At 70.7% G+C, this 17,569-nt stretch carries 12 protein-coding genes; 9 read left to right on the top strand and 3 right to left on the bottom strand.

Annotated features, from left to right (window positions below; genetic code table 11):
• Positions 1-162 precede the first annotated feature (162 nt).
• Together WMF34_RS30930 and WMF34_RS30925 are read left to right on the top strand one after the other, a co-directional pair.
• On the top strand, positions 163-714 hold the full coding sequence (locus WMF34_RS30930; protein WP_437990051.1) for a PadR family transcriptional regulator: 552 nt from the start codon (positions 163-165) through the stop codon (positions 712-714).
• The gene (locus tag WMF34_RS30925; protein ID WP_012238633.1) at positions 711-1,808 is read left to right on the top strand and encodes an alpha/beta hydrolase; all 1,098 of its coding nucleotides are present in this window, start codon (positions 711-713) and stop codon (positions 1,806-1,808) included. Before WMF34_RS30930 ends, WMF34_RS30925 begins: the two co-directional genes overlap by 4 nt.
• Here the strand turns inward: WMF34_RS30925 and WMF34_RS30920 are convergent.
• Both WMF34_RS30920 and WMF34_RS30915 read right to left on the bottom strand, forming a co-directional pair.
• Positions 1,758-5,708: a serine/threonine-protein kinase gene (locus WMF34_RS30920; protein ID WP_437990050.1), complete on the bottom strand. Its 3,951-nt coding sequence runs from the start codon at positions 5,706-5,708 to the stop codon at positions 1,758-1,760. The genes WMF34_RS30925 and WMF34_RS30920 overlap by 51 nt on opposite strands.
• 986 nt (positions 5,709-6,694) lie before the next feature.
• Entirely contained in the window at positions 6,695-7,039 is a 345-nt protein-coding gene (locus WMF34_RS30915; RefSeq protein ID WP_437990049.1) for a hypothetical protein, read from the bottom strand.
• 188 nt (positions 7,040-7,227) lie between these two features.
• Here WMF34_RS30915 and WMF34_RS30910 point away from each other — a divergent pair, with 188 nt between their 5' ends.
• The 5 genes from WMF34_RS30910 to WMF34_RS30890 all read left to right on the top strand — a co-directional run bounded on the left by WMF34_RS30910 (position 7,228) and on the right by WMF34_RS30890 (position 12,527).
• A complete protein-coding gene (locus tag WMF34_RS30910; RefSeq protein ID WP_437990048.1) occupies positions 7,228-8,724 on the top strand; it encodes an amidase in 1,497 nt (498 codons plus the stop codon).
• Positions 8,725-8,958: 234 nt separating this feature from the next.
• Positions 8,959-9,654 (top strand): hypothetical protein, encoded by a 696-nt coding sequence (locus tag WMF34_RS30905; RefSeq protein WP_437990047.1) that lies wholly within the window; start codon positions 8,959-8,961, stop codon positions 9,652-9,654.
• Between the two features lie 149 nt (positions 9,655-9,803).
• Complete coding sequence (locus tag WMF34_RS30900; RefSeq protein ID WP_437990046.1) at positions 9,804-10,925, top strand: ADP-ribosylglycohydrolase family protein; 1,122 nt, start codon at positions 9,804-9,806, stop codon at positions 10,923-10,925.
• Between the two features lie 159 nt (positions 10,926-11,084).
• A complete protein-coding gene (locus WMF34_RS30895; RefSeq protein WP_437990045.1) occupies positions 11,085-11,936 on the top strand; it encodes a helix-turn-helix domain-containing protein in 852 nt (283 codons plus the stop codon).
• A gap of 96 nt (positions 11,937-12,032) precedes the next feature.
• Entirely contained in the window at positions 12,033-12,527 is a 495-nt protein-coding gene (locus WMF34_RS30890; protein ID WP_437990044.1) for a VOC family protein, read from the top strand.
• 51 nt (positions 12,528-12,578) lie between these two features.
• On the opposite strand, the gene WMF34_RS30885 is transcribed toward WMF34_RS30890, so the two are convergent.
• A complete protein-coding gene (locus tag WMF34_RS30885; protein WP_231865071.1) occupies positions 12,579-13,121 on the bottom strand; it encodes a response regulator in 543 nt (180 codons plus the stop codon).
• A gap of 1,258 nt (positions 13,122-14,379) precedes the next feature.
• On the opposite strand from WMF34_RS30885, the gene WMF34_RS30880 reads away from it, so the two are divergent.
• Both WMF34_RS30880 and WMF34_RS30875 read left to right on the top strand, forming a co-directional pair.
• Positions 14,380-15,942: a sigma 54-interacting transcriptional regulator gene (locus WMF34_RS30880; RefSeq protein WP_437990043.1), complete on the top strand. Its 1,563-nt coding sequence runs from the start codon at positions 14,380-14,382 to the stop codon at positions 15,940-15,942.
• Positions 15,943-16,490: 548 nt separating this feature from the next.
• Positions 16,491-17,444, top strand: coding sequence for a hypothetical protein (locus WMF34_RS30875; RefSeq protein WP_437990042.1), 954 nt, complete (start codon positions 16,491-16,493; stop codon positions 17,442-17,444).
• Positions 17,445-17,569 lie beyond the last annotated feature (125 nt).

Genomic DNA, 17,569 nt, shown 5'->3' with positions numbered 1-17,569 from the left:
GTCTCCCCGCCTCCCCGTCTCCCCGCCTCCCCGTCTCCCTGCTCAATTTCTCGCTGAGAGTCCCAGCAACGTGAGGGATCTGGCGGGGCTTCACCTCAGGGACATCCCCGAGGAGAGATGACCTTGACAGGAATCATATGACACGTGTATCCTATGGCTCGCGTGTCACTAAGAGCGGCCATCCTCGGCTTTCTGCGGCTCGAGCCGACGAGCGGGTACATGCTGCGGAAGCGGTTCGAGGGATCCGTCGGGGCGTTCTGGAGCGTCACGCAGAGCCAGATCTACCGGGAGCTTCACGCGCTCGAGAAAGACGGGCTCGTGGTGAGCGAGCGCGAGCCGGGCGAGGGGAAGCCCGACCGGCTGGTCTACTCGCTCTCGAAGCGCGGGATGGTCGAGCTCGACGCGTGGCTGCGGGCGCCCGTCGAGCCCCTGCACCTGCGACACCCCCTGCTCCTCAAGTTCGTCCTCGCGGCCGAGCTCCCGCCGCGGGTCCTCGACGACGTGCTCGCGAAGTACGGGGACTCGCTCGCCGCCACGCGCGCCGAGTACACCGCGCGCCTCTCGATGAAGGAGATCTTCTCGCTCGCCCGCTCGAAGCGCGAGGCGACGTTGTGGCGGCTCTCCATCGAGCACGGGCTCGCCTGGTGCGACGCCGAGCTGGCCTGGGTCGACAAGGCGCGGCGTGAGCTCCGGCCAAAGGGAGGTCGTCGATGATCGGGTTGCCTGTCGCGCTGGCGCTGCTCGCCGTGGTCTGGGGCGTGCTCTGGAGGCGCTCGCGGTTTCCGTGGGTGAAGTCGCCTGGGCGCCCGCAGCAACGAGGCCGTGGCGGCGTCGTCCGCACCGTCCACTTCCCGGCCGTCGACGGCACGAAGCTCGAAGGCTGGCTGTTTCTGCCGGACGACGCGCGTGCGCCGCCGGTGGTGCTGATGGCGCCTGGCCTCGGCGGCACCAAGGACGGCTTCCTCGAGGAGTTTGCGTGGGTCTTCGTGGAGCGCGGGCTCGCGGTGCTGGCCTTCGACTACCGTTGTTTCGGTGGGTCCGAAGGCCTGCCGCGGCACTGGGTCGCGCCGCCCCGGCACCGCGAGGACTACGAAGCGGCGATCGCCTTCGTGCAGCGCGACCTCGGCGCGTCGGTGGACTCGTCGCGAATCGCCCTGTGGGGCTCGAGCTTCTCGGGCGGCACCGCGCTGGTGGCCGCCGCGCGCCGTGACGACGTCCGCGCGGTGGTGGCCCAGTGTCCGTACCTGAAGACGCCGCCGCGGCTCGAGCCGCGCGGCCTCTCGATGGCGCGCTTCGTGTTCCTTGCGACGCTCGACATGCTGGGCGTCTTCCCGCCCGTGTATGTGCCGCTCTTCGGACGCCCCGGCGAGTGGGCGTTCGCGACGAGCGTGGAGAACCCGAGCGCGGCCGGACTGGAGGGGCCGCTCGGCTCGGATTTCTGGCGACTGCTCCCCAGGCCGCCTCTCGGCGGGTGGGAGAACCGGATGCTGGCGCGCGGCCTGGCGACCCTCGACGAGTGCGTCCCGATGAACGAGCTCGACAAGGTGAGGTGCTCGGTGCTCTTCGTCGCGGCGCATCGCGACGACATGGTTCCGCGCGCGTACGTCGAGGAGGCGCACGCGCGGCTGCGGGACCGCAGCGAGCTGGCCGGGTACGACTGCGGCCACTTCGACCTCTATGTAGGCCCGGCGCACGCGGAGAATGCTCGCCGGCAGGCCGAGTTCCTCGCCGGCGAGCTTCGCCCCCGCGGGGCGGCGCTAGGCCCCTCGTCCTGCGGAGCCCCGCTCGTCGATCCACGCGCGCGCTAGCTCGAGCGTGCGCGCGTTCTCCTCGACGCGCTGGAGGAACTGCGCGCGCCGCGCGGCGTCGTCGAGCTGGGCGGCGACGTCGAGGAGCCTCGTCCGGGCGTGCGCGATGGCGGTCCGGGCCGCCGGGAGGTCGCCCGCCGCGAACAGCGCCTCGGCGTGGACCAGGCGGGCGAACGCCTCGCCCTCCTCGACCATGCCCAGCCGATCGAGCAACGCGACCGCCGCGCGCGCCTCGGCGAGCGCCTCGGAGGTCTCGCCGCGCGCGAGCAGGACGGCCGAAAGCGTCGCCCGCGCCAGCACGGCGAGCGGACCTATCCTCTCCAGCTGCGCCACGGCGCGCCGGGCCTCGGCCTCGGCGCCCGCGAGATCGCCCGCGCGCATCAGGCACCCGGCGAGGTAGGTGCGCGACGCGCCAGCGAGCCGGCGATCCCCCTGCGCCTCCAGGAACGCGATGGCCTTCGTCAGGGCCTCGCGCGCCTCGTCGAGCGCGCCCAGGCGGCAGAGGGGCGCGCCGAGGGTGCTCCACGCGACCGCCATGCAGCCGTCGAGGCCCATGCGCTCGGCGTCCGCGAGCGCGGCGCGGAGGATGGTCTCCGCCTCGGCGTACGCGCCGAGCTGGTGCTCCTCGAAGCCGAGATCGAGCCGGCAGAAGCAGGCCAGGCGCAGGTTCCCCGCGCGCTCGTGGGACGCGATCGAGCGCGCGAGCAGCGCCCGGCTCGAGCCGTGCCGGCCCGCGTACAGCTCGCGCCAGGCGCGCTCGCGGAGGACGACCCCGCTCACGGCCGGGTCGTCGCAGAAGCGCTCGGCCGCGGCGTCGATGAGCGCCTGGAGCGGCGTGGCGTGCGCGTAGAGGCCGCTGATCGTCAGGTAGAGCGCCGTCCCCGCGGACGCCGCCAGGAGCGCGCCCGTCGCGCCCTCTCCCGTCCAGGCGTCCGCGAGATCGCCGCTGAGGCTGGCGAGGCGATCGTGCTGCCCCAGCCGGGCCAGCACGACCGCGGCCTCGCGCACGGCGGCGTACCAGGGCGCGCTGCGCCGGGGCAGCTCCTCTACCGCCATCGTCGCCCAGCGCGCGGCCTCGACGAGCTCGCCGCGCCAGTGGTGCGCCTCGGCCCGGTGCAGGAGGACCTCGCCGCGCGCCTCGCCGCTGATGCCGAGCTCGATGGCGCGCCCGGTCGACGAGAGCACCACGACGAGGTCGTTCGCGGCGAGCGCCTGCGCCGCGGCCTGGTGGTAGAACGCGGCGGCGCGCAGCGGCTCGCCGCCCCGATCGAAGTGCTCCGCGATCACCGCGGCCGAGGGCTCGGCCGCGCGCTGGAGCCACTCGCCGGCGAGCCGGTGGCCGAGCGCGCGATCCTGGTCGGTGAGCATCCCGTAAGCCGCCTCGCGCACGAGCGCGTGGCGGAAGACGAGCTCCCGCTCTCCCTCGAACCTCGCCTCGTCGCGCGCGCCGATCCACTCCAGCCGCTCGAGGCGATCGAGGTGATCCGCGAGCCCGGAGACGCCGCCGGGGCCGCCGAGCAGCGCCTCCACCGCGCCCCGCCAGAACACCCGCCCGAAGATGCTCGCCGCGCGCAGCACCTGCCGCGCCGCGCTGTCGAGGCGCTCCAGCCGGGATTGCACCATCGCCAGCACGGTCTCCGGAAGCGCGCCCTGGCTCCCCTCGGACGTCGCCCGGATGAGCTCCTCCAGGTAAAACGCGTTGCCGTCGGCCTGCGCCACGAGCTGCGCCACGGTCTCGGCGCTCACCCCGTCGCCGAGGACGTGCCGCACGAGCCGCGCGCCCGCCCGGGAGCTCAGCTCCTTGAGCCGGAGCTCCTGGAGATCCCTGTGGGCCCAGAGCCCGGGGAACAGCGTGTACACCTCGGGTCGCGCCAGGGCGAGCACCAGGAGGGGCTGGTCCACGAGCCGGCGCAGGGCGTCGTTGATGAACTGGACGGTGGGCAGGTCGCCCCAGTGCAGGTCCTCCAGCACGAGGAGGAGCGGCTGCGCGGCGCACGCGGCCGAGGCGAAATCGAGCCAGGCCCTGCGCATCTGATCGCCCATCAGCGGGGCGTCCTTGCGGGCGGCGCGGAGGGGCGCGCTGTCCTCGTCGGGGAACGGCGTGCCCAGGAGCTCGCCGAGGAACTCCGCCACGCGCTGGGCGTCGGCCGCGCGGACGCGCTCGGTCACCCGCGCGAGCAGCTTCTCCCGGCGCGCCTCGATCGGCTCTCGGTCGCGGATCCCGCACGCGCCCTGGAGGGCCTGCCGCAGCATCCCGAACGGGGCGCCCTTGCGGAGCGGGTCGCCGCGGCCGATCCAGACAGCGACGGGCTCGTCGCGCTGCCGGACGCGGCGGATGATCTCGTAGGCGATGCGCGACTTGCCGAGCCCCGCCGGCGCGGTGACGAGCACGGCGCGCGCCCGCGACTCCTCGATGCACCCGGCGAGCAGGGCCTCGAGGGTGGCCACCTCCCAGTCGCGCCCGACGCAGGCCGTGGGCTTGCCGAGGAGCATGCGCGCGCCGCGGGCGAGCGGCTCTTCTCCCCGGAGCCACAGGCCCGCCTCGGTCTCGACGACCTCGAAGCGGGCGTCGAGCAGCGCGGCGGTCACCTCGTCGATGGCGATGGGCGCGATGGGCGTCCCGCGTCCTGCCGCCGGCGCGCCCGGGAGCGCCGCCGTGGGCTGCGCCAGCATCCGGACGGCGCGGTCGATCACGTCGCCGACGGGCCGGCCGCCCGTGACCTCCACGCGGCCGGTCGTGAGGACCACCGGCCTGTCCCCGCCGGCGGCGCGGAGCAGGAGCGCGCAGCGGGCCGCCTGCGCTGCCTGATCCGTCGCCACGCCCGCTCCCAGGAGGATCACCAGGATCGACCCGTCCGCCAGGAGCTCCAGGCACGCGCCGAGCGCCTCGATCTCCCGGCGCAGCTCCGGCGACACGACGGCGACCACCGTCTCGGAGTCGGCCCGCCCCGGGGAAGCGGCGAGCCGCGGCCCGGGCCCCATCAGCGCCACCGAGAGCACGCGCCGCTCCTTGTGGGTCAGCGAGGACTGGCGGCGCTGGTTCGAAGGCGGCGGCTCCGACGGCGCGCGCGCCAGCGGCGAGACGCCCATGGCCTCGAGCGCCGCGGCGATCTCCGCGCCGTCGCGGGGGCGGTCGTCCGGGTTCTTGGCGAGCATCCGGGCGCAGAGCGCGTCGAGGGCGGGGGGGACGCCGGGGCAGAGGGAGCTCATCCGCGGCACCTCGTCGAGGAGGATCTTCGCGAGGACGGCCATCAGGTGAGCCCCGCAGAAGGCCGGCTGGCCGGTGAGGCACTCGAACAGCACGCAGCCGAGCGCGAAGACGTCGGCGCGCGTGTCGACGTCCTGCCCGCTCCGGGCCTGCTCTGGCGCCATGTACGCCGGGGTCCCGAGGAAGGCGCCCGTCCGCGTGAGCCGCGTGGCGTCGGGGATCCCGGCGATGCCGAAGTCGAGCAGCTTCACGCGCGCGGCGTCGCCGTTCACCAGGAACAGGTTGCTCGGCTTGAGATCGCGGTGAACGATGCCGCGCGCGTGGACCGCCGCGAGCGCGGCGGCGGCGCCCACCGTGAGCGCGATCGCCTCGTCCACGGTGAGCACCCGGCGCTGGAGCCGCTGCTCGAGGTCCTCGCCGTCGAGCCACTCCATGGCGAGCCACGGCGCGCCCGAGGCGCCGAGCCCGTGCGCGACGTAGCGCACGATACCTGGGCAGGAGAGCTCTGCGAGCACCCTGGACTCGCGAGAGAGGCGCGATTCGTCGCCGAATTTCTGTTCGTCGAGGCACACTTTGACGGCCACGACCTCGCCCGAGCGCCGATCGACCGCCTGGAAGACCGCCCCCATGCCGCCGGCGCACGCCCGGCCCACGATCTCGAAGCGGCCTCCGAGCACTTCCCCTGGTTGCATCCCCTCGAGTATCGGCGTCCTCGCCCGTGAAAGTCCACGGCGAGCGCCGGGGCTGGCCGCCGAGGCCGACATCGGGGCAGGCGCGGAGCGTCGCCCCCGTGTCCGTGGCCAGCCTCGCCGCCGTCGGTCCAGCAGAGGGCGAGGAGCCATGGGACGATTTCTTGTGGAGGATTCTGAGTCCTCTCTCCCCCAGAGGCCTGACTCCGTTCCCCGAGACCGGTGTTCCGATCCTCCGCAAGCGGCTCAGATCAAGTGACGACTTCTCTGACATGGGGGGACGACGTGTGCCGGTGCGCGCCGCGCGGCGCTCGGCTCTGGAGCATCGCCCCGCCGGGGGCGAAGCCGGGCCGACGTGGACGAGCGTCCGCAGGCCGTGGAGCATGTATAAGGAGGCCCCTTCGAAGGGTGCCTGAGCTGTTGATTGGGTGTCGCTTTCCAAGGAGAGCGGAACACATGGTTCTAAAGAATGCTCTCCCACCCCGGCATCCCGGGGGCAGGCCTCCGCTGACCGTCGGCTGGCCGAAGCGCCTTGAACGACGCGGGCTCGCCCCGGGCAGCGGCCGCCTCGGCGAGCGTGCCCCTCCGCGCATCGCTGGGCCGCTGGGCGACGCGCAACGCCCCGTGCCAGATGGACGGGATGGACGGGATGGACGGGATGGACGGGACCGACGCCGCCCCGCTCCCGGCGACATCCGCTCGCGCCGCGAGCGGTTTGCGCCATGACGATGACAACCGGTCACAAGGCCGCTCCGTCGCTGCCGGCGAGGCGCCGCCCCGACGGGTGCACGCTGCACGGTGCGTGCCAGGAAGACGCGGTGCAGCGGCCAGAGCGGCCAGAGGGGGCGCGCGGCTAGAGCTAGACGTGGAGCACAAGGGAGGCAGCGAGAATCCCAAACTATTCAAAAAATTCGAACATCAACTTGCCACCGAACCCCGACTTGCTATATCTTACATGAAGTATGATGCGCCTAGCTCTCGCATATTCTTCATCTTTGTAGGAGAGCAACCGCATTCGAGGCGCGCTTCTTCTGTCGCTGTGTCACCTGCTTGGCTGGTAAAAAGCCACGAAGAATCTTCTGCTCAAGGCCGCTGTACATCCTAGCTAAATTGGCTCTCGACGAACCGTCGAGATGGTGCGAGCCAGTTGGTTCGCTGGACGGGTTGGTATTGTCATCGTCACGGTACGGCGATTCGTCCGGAGCGACGGGCGCCGTCACATGGCCTTGAACGAGCGGAGCGCGACGATTCCATGCCTCGTCGATCTCTGGTCCGCTGTACTCGTGTGATTCGAGCTCGAGGCTCCAGATCGGCACCCGACGGCGGAGGTTCATTCGGCATAGGGTCGATGTCCTGAAGTGAGAGGGAGCAGTCCATCGTGAACAAGAACATTCTGTCTGGCGCTGCCTTGGTAGCAGCCATTTCCGTTGGTATTGCCGCAGGGGCTCCCAGCACCGCCTATGGTGCGACCGCCTCTGTTGGCGTTCCCGTTATCGACGTATCTGAGCTGACGATCTCGAAGGTGCAGCTGGCGTACGCGATGCGCCGTTACACGGCGGAGGCGCTGACGAACGCCTATCTCGCGAGGATCGCGCAGTACGAGTCGTCCTACAACGCGTTCACCTCGATGAACCCGAACGCCATCGCGCAGGCGCGCGAGATCGACAGGAAGCGGAGGAACGGCGTGGCCCTCGGCCCCCTGGCCGGGATCCCCGTCGTCATCAAGGAGTCGATGGATCACGTCGGCTTGCCGTCGACGGCGGGCTGGGCTCCGCTCAGCTCGCAGGTCGCCGGCGGTGTCGATCTGTTCCCCATCAAGAACTCCGTCGTCGTCGATCGGTTGATCGCCGCCGGGGCCATCATCCTCGGGAAGACGAACATCCCGGCCTTCAGCGACGACGGCACCCGGGCGAACAGCAGCTGGGCGGGGCCCACCTACAACGCCGTGGACCCGACCCTGGTGCCCGGGGCGAGCAGCAGCGGCACAGCCACGGCGGTGGCTGGCAATTTCGCCGTGCTTGGCCTCGCGGAGGAGACGGGGGGATCCATCCAGAACCCTGCGGCCGCGCAGAGCCTCGTCGGCATCAAGCCGACGTTCGCCCTCGTCCCCACGGCCGGCGTCGTGCCCCTGGCCGCCAGCACGAGAGACGTGGTGGGCCCCATCGCGCGGACTGTCCGCGACGCGGCCATGGTGATGGATATCCTCGCGGGCTACTCCCCGGAGGATCCCAAGACGAGCCTGTCCAATGGACACCTGCCCGTGGGGGGCTACACGAGCGGGCTGAGCAAGACCGCCCTCTGCGGAAAGCGAATCGGCCTGTACGGCTCGGGGTGGCGTAACGGCGGCCTGTCTCCCGAGACGCAAGCGCTGTACGAGGAAGCGATCGAGGAGCTGGAGGACGAAGGCGCGATCGTCGTCGCAGATCCCTTCGCCGGGAGCGGCTTCGCCGATCTGGCCTTGCCGGATGAGCCCTATGACATGCGAGGGACGGAGTCTGTGGCCTACGACTTCCAGCGCTACCTCAAGGGGGTCAAGGTCGGCGGGAATGTCGTCGGCTCGATCGACGGACTGGCGGCCCTCACGGGGATATCTCCGTTCGATCCCGTCGGCGGGCCGCTGTCCTGGTACGTCGACGAGCTCCCCGTGCTGGCCGCCTCGCTGCTCTTCCCCGAGGTCGCGCCCGATCTGTCGGGCTTCTGGGCCCTGCGGGACCAGTACGTGAACGTCTTCGATTCGGTGATGGCGGCGCACGATCTGGACGGCCTCGCGTTTCCGCAGACCTATGACACGGTGCCGGAGCTCTCTGGCTCGGACACCTATCCCGCGACGACGGAGTCTGCGATCAACATCGCGGGCTTGCCCGGGGTGGTCGTGCCCGCTGGTCAATACAGCGACGGGGCTCCCTTCAGCCTGATCTTCGTCGGCCCTCACTGGAGCGAGGCGGAGCTGCTCGGGTTCGCCTACGATTACGAGCAGGCGACTCAACACAGGATCGAAGCTCAGCTGACCTCGTGGTGAGCTCGCGCCTCGCACCTCCGGCGCTGCCGGGGTGCGAGGGACGAGCGTGGCCGGCGCGGCCCTCACGGGCCGCTGCCGGCGCGCTCGTACCTGAGAGCGAGAGCGTCGTACCCGGTGCCAGGGCGCCAAGGCGCACGCTGGCACACCCGCGGCACAGGTTGCGTGTTGCACCGTCGTTTGGCCGTGGTTTTGGACTACCGTCGGGTTGGCGCCGGTCATGCAGTGGTGGACGCCATGACGACGAAGAACGCTTCCATGCTGTTGATCCTGGCGCCCCTCCTGCTGGCCGCCTGTGACGTGAGCTTCATCGAGGGCGCGATGAACGACGGCGGCGCGAACGACCCCGCCGATCCGCCGCGCGAGAGCGGTTCGAACGACCCCGCCGATCCGCGGCGCGAGAGCGGCTCGATCGACACTGCGGGCAGCGGCAGCTCCGGGGGCGACGCCGAGCCAGGTGATGCGTTGCCGGCTGTCGCCTTGACGCGCGCTCAGATGGAGGTGCTCTGGGACCGGTACTGGGAGAGCCAGGGTGACATTGGAGGCAGCAGCGGGTCGGGCGGCGGCCCCGCGCTCGATCCCAATGACCTCTTCCTTCGTGCATCGGATCTCGGTGTCTCGTGCGGCTCGCCGACCACGCATCTCACCTGCGGCGGGCACTGGGCGCTGAGCATCGTGCTGCCCAGCGCCTACCAGCAGGTCGGCGTCTACGATCTCGAGGATCCCGCGCTCGTCAGCTATAGCCACATGAGCGAGACGGGCGAGCCCTACTCTCCGCAGCCGGACGACTGCCCGTGGGGCGGTGGGTCGTTTGGACCGGGCACGCTCGAGATCCTCGCCATCGACGAGGCCGAGGTGCGCTTCCGTCTCAGCGTGGGCTCGCTCTGGGAAACCGATCCCAGCGGCGAGTACACAGCTCCGCGCTGCCCCTGAGGCAGCGGGTTACCGCGGCTCTCGCGACACGGTGTCGATCAGCCTGTCGAGGAACTGCCATCCTGGCAAGCCGCCACCCTGGCCAGGGCGGGTGAAAGCGCGGCTCTCCGCCGCGCTTCGCGGGCACGGAACGTGAAACACGTGCTCGCATGGCCATCGAGACGATACCCATCGATCGCGAGGACCGCCTCACCGGCGTCCTCCTTGGGACGGCGGTCGGCGACGCGCTCGGCCTGCCCAGAGAGGGCCTGTCGCGCCGCCGCGCCGCTCGCCTCTTCGGCGCGTCGCCGATCGAGCACCGCTTCGTGCTCGGCCGCGGGATGATCAGCGACGACGCCGAGCACGCGTGCATGACGGCCCAGGCGCTCCTGGCCGCGCCGCGGGACGCGGCGCGGTTCGCGCGCGCGCTCGCGTGGCAGCTCCGCGGCTGGCTCGCCTCGCTGCCGGCAGGCGTCGGTTACGCCACCTTGCGGGCGATCCTCAAGCTGTGGCTCGGGTTCTCTCCGGAGCGGAGCGGCGTCTTCTCCGCGGGCAACGGCGCCGCGATGCGCGCGCCGATCCTGGGCGCGGCCCTCGCGCTCACGCCTTCGCGCATCGATTCCATGGTGCGCGTGTCCACGCGCCTCACGCACACCGATCCACGCGCCGAGGAGGGCGCGCGGATCATCGCGCTCGCGGCCGCGTATGCCGCTGTGCGCGCGCCCGAGCAGGTGAACTCGGCCGAGCTGCTCGCGCTGCTCCGCGAGCGCGTCGCGGACGAGGAGCTCCGCCGCAGGCTCGACCGCGCGGCGGAGCTGCTCGGCCGGCGCGCCTCGGCGGAGGACTTCGCCGCGGTTATAGGCCTCCATCAGGGCGTGAGCGGCTTCATCGTGGACACCGTTCCAGCGGCCCTGTTCTGCTGGCTCGCGCACCCGGGCGATTTCCGCCGCGCGGTGGAGGACGTGATCCTGCTCGGCGGCGACGCCGACAGCACGGGCGCGATCGTCGGCGGCCTCGCGGGCGCGACGGTGGGGGCGCGCGGGATCCCGCGAGCGTGGCTCGACGGGATCGCCGATTTCCCGCGGTCGATCGCGTGGATGCGGCGGCTCGGCGCGCGGCTCGCGCGGGTGTTCCGGGGCGAGCAAGGGGAGGGCGCCGCGGCGGGGGAGGAGCGAACCGCCCGAACGGAAGGGCCTCTCGGCCTCTTCTGGCCGGCATTGCCGTTGCGCAACCTGGTCTTCCTGGCGCTGGCGCTGGGTCACGGATTCCGGAGGATGCTGCCGCCTTATTGAGCTCCGAGCGCCCCCTCCACGGGACCGCTCCCGAAGCTGTTCGCGCGCTGGCTCGATGGATCGGGGTGTCTGCTCGACCGCGGTGCGGCTCGATCGGAGCGGCCTTTGCGCGCCGTTCGTCCTCCGTCCGTGGCATGCTCGCCCCCGTCGGGCCTCCCCATGCTCTTCGTCACCCGCACCCCGTCTCCCCCTCTCGCCCGCTTCGTCCGCCTGCTCTGGTACTACGCTGCCCCCGAGCTCCCCGACCTGCTGGAGCGCGTGCTTCCCAGCGGCGCCATGAGCCTCCTCATCAACCTCGCCGAGGACGAGCTGCGCTGGTACGACGGCGCTGCCGAGCACGGCGCTGCCGATGGCGGCACCGCCCGCTGCCACCGCCTCTCCGGCATCGCCGTCTGCGGCGCCCACGCCGAGCACTTCGCGATCGACACGGCGGAGCAGCGCGCGATCGTGGGCGCGGAGCTCTCCCCGGGCGGCGCGGCCCCGTTCTTCGGCCTGGACGCCGCGGCGCTCGGCGGCGCCCACGTCTCGCTCGACGCGCTGTGGGGGCGCGAGGCCGCCCTCGTCCGCGAGCGCGTGCTCGAGGCGAAGACCCCCGCGGAGCGGCTCCGCGCGCTCGAGTCCGCCCTCGCGTCGCGGCTCCTCCGCCCGCGCGCGCCGCTCGAGCGCGATCCCTCGGTCGATTTCGCGCTCGCCGCGTTCGCGGACCCGTCCCGCGCGTGGACCGTGGCTGACGTGACAGGGCAGCTCGGGATGAGCTCGAAGCGGTTCATCCGGAGCTTCACCGAGCGGGTCGGCCTCACCCCGAAGCGTTATTGCCGTGTGCAGCGCTTCCAGCAGGCGGTCTCCGCGATCGAGCGCGGCGAGCGCGTCTCCTGGGCGGGCGTCGCGGCCGCGTGTGGCTATTACGACCAGGCGCACTTCATCCACGACTTCCGCGCGTTCGCCGGCCTCACGCCCACCGAGTACGTGACCAGGCGCCGCGAGCGGAACCATGTCCCGCTCGACGGCTGACCGCCGGCGATGGCCGAGCCGGCGCTGGCCGAGCCGGCTCGGCAGGCCGGCATGTTTTTACAATACCCGCTCCGGCCGCGTGGGCATCCTTCGCCCATGACCCAGCGACCCCACCCCATCGCCCCGCCCCCGTACCACGCCGTCGTGCCGCACATCGTCGTCGCCGGCGCGCCCGACGCCATCGCGTTCTACAAGAAGGCGTTCGGCGCGACCGAGAAGCTGCGCCTCGCCGACCCCAAGCTCGGCGGCGCCATCGTCTGCGCCGAGCTCGTGATCGGCGACTCCATCATCAGCATCGCCGACGAGGCCCCCCAGTGGAACGCGCGCGGCCCGAAGGCGCTCGGCGGCTCGCCGATCGTCCTCACGCTGAACGTCGAGGATCCCGACGCGGTCGCCGCGCGCGCCATCGAGGCGGGGGCCAAGATCATCTACCCGATCGCGGACCAGTTCTACGGCCGGCGAGAGGGCAGGATCGAGGACCCGTTCGGGCACCAGTGGATCCTGTCGGCCGTCATCGAGGACGTCTCGGTCGATGAAATGCAGGTGCGCATGGCGAGGTGGTGGGAAGAGCAGGGCCCGAGCGGCGCCTGACCCGCGCCGCGTCGGCCGCGCCGCCGCCCGCGGGGCGGCGCGGCCGCAGGCTCACCGGGCCCATCGCTTCCTGGCGCGGAGCGTGGGCGCGGCGGCCCTCGCCGGCTCCGGCTCGTGCGGCAGATCGTGCGGCGTGGCGCCGCACGTCACGCAGGCCTCCTGCCTCGTGGATCTCGGCGCGTGCGACGACTCCGGCGCCATCCCGGCGTCGGGCCAGCCGCACGACACGAGCTCGCTCCCGGCGTCCGTCGGCGTGAGCGAGTCCGCCATCGAGTGCACCGAGCGCTTCATCTCGGTGAGGCGCGCCAGCTGAAGGACGAGCGCCGTGAGCCGGGCCGGATTGAACGGCTTGAGCAGGACGTGGTGATACACGGCCTCCTTCGAGCGCGTGTACTCCTCGGCGCCGGTGATGAGGAGACAGCTCGTGTACACGGGCATGTTCGCCACCCTCCGGAGCAGCTCGTCCCCTTTCATCCCAGGCATCACCACGTCGGAGCAGACCAGGTGAAACTCCCTGGTCTCGAGCAAGACGAGCGCCTGCTCCGCCGATGTACATTCCACGACGTCGACGTCCCCGGAGAGGACCGCGGAAATGGACCTCAGCGCCCTCTCGTCGTCGTCGACGACGAGGACGCAATACTTTCGTCGGGAAGACGAGATCGCGGCGTCCCTGTGCTGACCCTGCGAAGAGGTGCGATGGGCTCTTACGGTCGATGACACGGTGGCTGCCTCCCTGCGACGATCGCGGGCCCGCATCTCCTGCCGCTGTGCCGCGGAAGTGCGCGAGCGCGCTTGCGTGGTGTCGATGGCCTGCACGGCGGCACCCCCCGGCGCCGACGGCCTCTTCCATCGAGGTGTACACGACGATGTTTGTTCGAGTCAACCGCGCAACATGCCCTCTCGACAGACCAGCATGAAGATCTCGAGTTCCGTTCGACCTGCTTGAACGGTGTCGCGGAGGCGCTCGGGACGTCGAAGATGCAACGCGAACGGCCCAGTTCAGCGCGGCTGCGGGCGCCCGCCTCGGGTCACGATCGCGATGCATGCCGGAAACAAATGCAACTTGTTCGAATCTTCACATGGCTAGCGTGTGAACTGCAGTACTCGCGGTGCCCTTCTTCTCCTCTTCGCGCGGCTGGCACTCACGGCTGATCGGGATTTCCCTGTTTCTGTCGGGATTTCCCCCTCTCGCAGGTGCCCTGTTCCTCTCGCGGTGTCGTTTCGTGCTCGTGGCGTGCGCGGCGATCCGCACGAGCGCCGGCGCGCTCATCACGGGGGGACGGATCTCACCTGCTCCGACTTTGCGAACCTGGTTCGTCCGGGTGTCCTTCCGCGACCTTCACGTCCGTGCCGTGCCCTCAGGCTCCCTGACAGCTTGGCTGGGACCACCTCTCCTGCGAGCGACGACGGCGACGTCAACAGCGCATATCGGCTCGCGGATCCGGGTTCGTCGGACGGGCTCGCGGGGACCGTGGTCGCCGATCACGCCGACGCCATCGGGCGCCACGATCGTTGGGAGCTGCGCGCCGCTGCCGGTGCCGGCGAGGTTGCCTGGTCGCGGTTCGAGCGCGGGCTTTCCGCAGCAGGGCGCGGTTCCGGGATGAGCAGCTCGTCCAGCTCTACGGGGCTATCGCCGACGAGCTGCTCGACCAGCTCCACGGCGCCCCGCGTCCCGGGAAAGCGCTCGGCGGGGACCATCGCGACCGCGACGAGGCGCACGCGCGGCGGCCCGAAGCTCGCATTGGCCTCGCGATCGAACTCCCGGTTCCCCGACGGGCGGCAGCGGCAGCCTGCGCCCGGACACAGGCGGATTCCATTGTAGGTCTCGCTGCTTTTCCACTATATCCGAGAAATGTCGTCCCTCTCCCCCGACAGCTCCGTACCGTCGGCGCGCGTCGAGAAAGAACGGGATTTCTACCGCATGCTCCTGGAGCTCGGTCAGGCCGACGAGATCGATCCGTTCCTCTCGGACGCGCTCGCGCTGATCGTCGAGATCAGCGGGGCTATCCGGGGGTACATCGAGCTGATGTTCGCTCCCGACGACCGAGAGCCCGCGTTCTGGGTCGCGCACGGGTGCGAGGACCAGGACATCGCGAAGATCCGCGCGGCGTTCTCGCGGGGGGTCATGGCCGAGGCGCTCGCAACCGGGCGCACGATCAGCACGGTATCTGCGCTCCTCGACCCTCGCTTTCGCTCGAGCAAGAGCGTCCAGCAGAACCGTATCGAGGCGCTGATCTGCGCGCCGGTCGGCTCGGCTCCCCCGGTGGGGGTAGTCTACCTGCAGGACCGCGCGCAGAAGGGGCCGTTCTCCGAGGAAGACCGGCGGCACGTCGAGGTCTTCGCGCGGCACATCGCTCCGTTTGCCGATCGGCTGCTGCTCCGGAGGCGCCGGTCGGACGAGGCGGACTCGACTCGTCTTCCTCGCCGCACGCTGCGGGCGGACGACATCGTCGGCAGGAGCCGCGCCCTCGCGGAGATGCTCGCGCAGGTCGCGGCGGCGGCTCCGCTGGACGTCGCGGTCCTGCTCACGGGGGCCTCCGGCACAGGCAAGACGCAGCTCGCCCGCGTGATCCACGACAGCAGCCCGCGCGCTCACGGGCCGTTCGTTGAGCTGAACTGCGCGGCGCTCCCGGAGGGGCTCCTCGAGAGCGAGCTGTTCGGGGCGCTGCCAGGCGCGCACTCGACGGCGGCGAGGAAGATCGAGGGCAAGGTGGCCGCCGCGGAGCGTGGCACTTTGTTTCTCGACGAGATTGGGGAGCTGAAGCCCCACGGACAGGCCAAGCTGCTCCAGCTGCTCCAGTCCAAGGAGTATTACCCGCTGGGCGGGACGCGGCCTGTTCGGGCCGATGTGCGCGTGATCGCCGCAACGAACATCGATCTCAAGGTGGCAGTCCAGCGCAAGGAGTTCCGTGAGGATCTGCTGTACCGGCTCCAGGTGTTGCCGATCCGGCTCCCGTCGCTCACCGAGCGAAGGGAGGATGTCGCGCTCCTCTCAAAGCACTTCTGCGCGAAGACGTGCAAGGCCCATGGCTTTTCCCGTCTCCAGCTCAGCGTGGACGCGATCTGCGCGGTGGAGGCGGCGGAGTGGAGCGGCAACGTGCGCGAGCTCGGGCACGCCGTGGAGGCCGCCGCCATCCGCGCGGCGGCGGAGGGGGTCGTGCAGATCGAGCGGCGGCACCTGTTCCCGGCGGCGGCGGGGGCGAGCCGACCGGAGAAGGGGGCCGTCGCTCCGGTCGAGGTTGGGCCGTACAGGGGCCTGACCTTCCAGGAGGCGACTCGCCGGTTCCAGGCTGCGCTGCTCCGCGACGCGCTGGAGGAGAACGGCTGGAACGTGACCGAGGCCGCGGCGAAGCTCGATCTCGCCCGCTCCCACGCGTACAGGCTGGTCCGCGCTTTCGACCTCTCGCGGCGGTGATGGGGGCGTCCCCTCCTGGGGGATCCGCGCCGGGGGTCGACGGGAAGAGCGGGCTGAATCGATCGAGCCGGAGAGGCCCGACATAGGCCGGGGCGGCAGGTGACGCGTTCGAACCGAGGGACCGCGCCGGCACCGGGGCGCTTCCCACCGGCCTGCAGGAGGCGGACACGGCCTCAGGAGGCGACTCGCCGGCTCCTGGCCGCGCTGCTCGGCCTCGCCTGCGCGCACGCGTGGAAACCGGTCCACATTTTACCTCTCTCGGCCGTGACGGTGGCGTCTCTTCCACGGGATCCCGTGGAGGGGACGGGCGTCCCTTCCAGGGGACGCGTGCCCCTTCCCAGGGATCGCCCGTCCAGCTGAACGCGCCTGACGGACCGCCTTTCGCAGCCTCGAGCCTGGCGGTGCGCTCATGGCATATCCAATGCAAACAATGCAGAAAAAGGTGCAACCGAGGGGGCGGCAGCCGCGCGCGCCCGCTGGGATAGATCCGCACGCCGCCCAGTTTGCGCGAACAACGACGCACCGATCTCGGGAAGGAATCGACTCACATGAATATCACAGGCAAGCTGTTCATGATCACCAACCTGGAGACATTCGTCGCCAGCTACGTGAAGACCAACGGCAAGCCGACCGAAGGCTTTGCGCCCCTCGGCAAGACCCGGGTTCACCTCGCGACCGACCTGCCGAGCGGCCAGTTCTCCGGCAGCTTCATCCCGTCGATGTCGTTCAGTATAGATTCGAATGACCTGGGTGAGTTTTCATTCGCGATCCCAAGTTCGCTCGCGAGTTCCCGAGGCCAAGTCATGGCATTCCGGACGACCATGATGCCACACCCGGTCCCGGGGTTCCCCCCGCTCCGGATACTGGATCCGCTCTATCGCTCCAAGCCGTTCAGGTTCAGCGACGTTTCCACGCAGGAGCAGCAGACGGTCCAGAAGATCTTCATCGCCCAGCTGACCACGCCGGACGACCAGGGGATCTCCCAGACGAAGCTCAACCTGACGCTGACGCCCATCCGCAAAAACCTGGAGCTGGACAGCCTGAAGGCCACCATCCTGAGCAGCCGGGTGAGCGTGCATGCGACCAAGAGCGGCGGCGAGCTGAAGTTCTCTGCGTTCGTGCGCGGTTCCACCTCCGACGACCTGGGGCGCGTCATCGACGTCAAGGCCGGGGAGATAGATATCGATCTGCCGGGACCGGACTGCATCGTCGGCCTGTGTGTGGACGAGGGGCAGATCGAGGAGCAGATCCGGAAAGGCCTGTCTCGGCTCTCCAGCGAGCTCAGCCGGGACCTGCGTACGGCGGTCAAGAAGCGACTGCCGGGAGTCGGCGATTTTGCCAGCATTTCGGTCTGGAGGTGCCGATTCGTCCAAACAGGGACCCGGACCATCAAGCTCCCCGTCACCAACCAGACCTTCGAGTTGCCGATCATGTCGGTCGTGCCCGATATCGCCATCGGCGTCCTGGAGAATTTCCGGGCCGACCTGTACTGCGCGGCGTGAGGTCCCATGGGCCGTGGGTCAAGACCATGGGCGCATCGAGCGGTCTTGCACCGAGGCGGAGCGCCGTGCCGCTGGCTGCCTGGCGGCCAGAGCTGCACTACGAGACGACCGCGCGCGATCGCGGC

Origin of the sequence: Sorangium sp. So ce145 (assembly GCF_051525985.1) — a bacterium.
Taxonomy (GTDB): Bacteria; Myxococcota_A; Polyangia; order Polyangiales; family Polyangiaceae; genus Sorangium; species Sorangium cellulosum_B.
Note: the sequence above shows the minus strand (reverse complement) of the source record. Positions and strands in the feature narration are given on the sequence as shown.

Excerpts from the sequence above, each read along its gene's own strand:
- WMF34_RS30925 (WP_012238633.1), top strand. The coding sequence starts at position 711 with ATGATCGGGTTGCCTGTCGCGCTGGCGCTGCTCGCCGTGGTCTGGGGC.
- WMF34_RS30920 (WP_437990050.1), bottom strand. The coding sequence starts at position 5,708 with ATGCAACCAGGGGAAGTGCTCGGAGGCCGCTTCGAGATCGTGGGCCGG.
- WMF34_RS30915 (WP_437990049.1), bottom strand. The coding sequence starts at position 7,039 with ATGAACCTCCGCCGTCGGGTGCCGATCTGGAGCCTCGAGCTCGAATCA.
- WMF34_RS30905 (WP_437990047.1), top strand. The coding sequence starts at position 8,959 with ATGACGACGAAGAACGCTTCCATGCTGTTGATCCTGGCGCCCCTCCTG.
- WMF34_RS30900 (WP_437990046.1), top strand. The coding sequence starts at position 9,804 with ATGGCCATCGAGACGATACCCATCGATCGCGAGGACCGCCTCACCGGC.
- WMF34_RS30895 (WP_437990045.1), top strand. The coding sequence starts at position 11,085 with ATGCTCTTCGTCACCCGCACCCCGTCTCCCCCTCTCGCCCGCTTCGTC.
- WMF34_RS30890 (WP_437990044.1), top strand. The coding sequence starts at position 12,033 with ATGACCCAGCGACCCCACCCCATCGCCCCGCCCCCGTACCACGCCGTC.
- WMF34_RS30880 (WP_437990043.1), top strand. The coding sequence starts at position 14,380 with ATGTCGTCCCTCTCCCCCGACAGCTCCGTACCGTCGGCGCGCGTCGAG.
- WMF34_RS30875 (WP_437990042.1), top strand. The coding sequence starts at position 16,491 with ATGAATATCACAGGCAAGCTGTTCATGATCACCAACCTGGAGACATTC.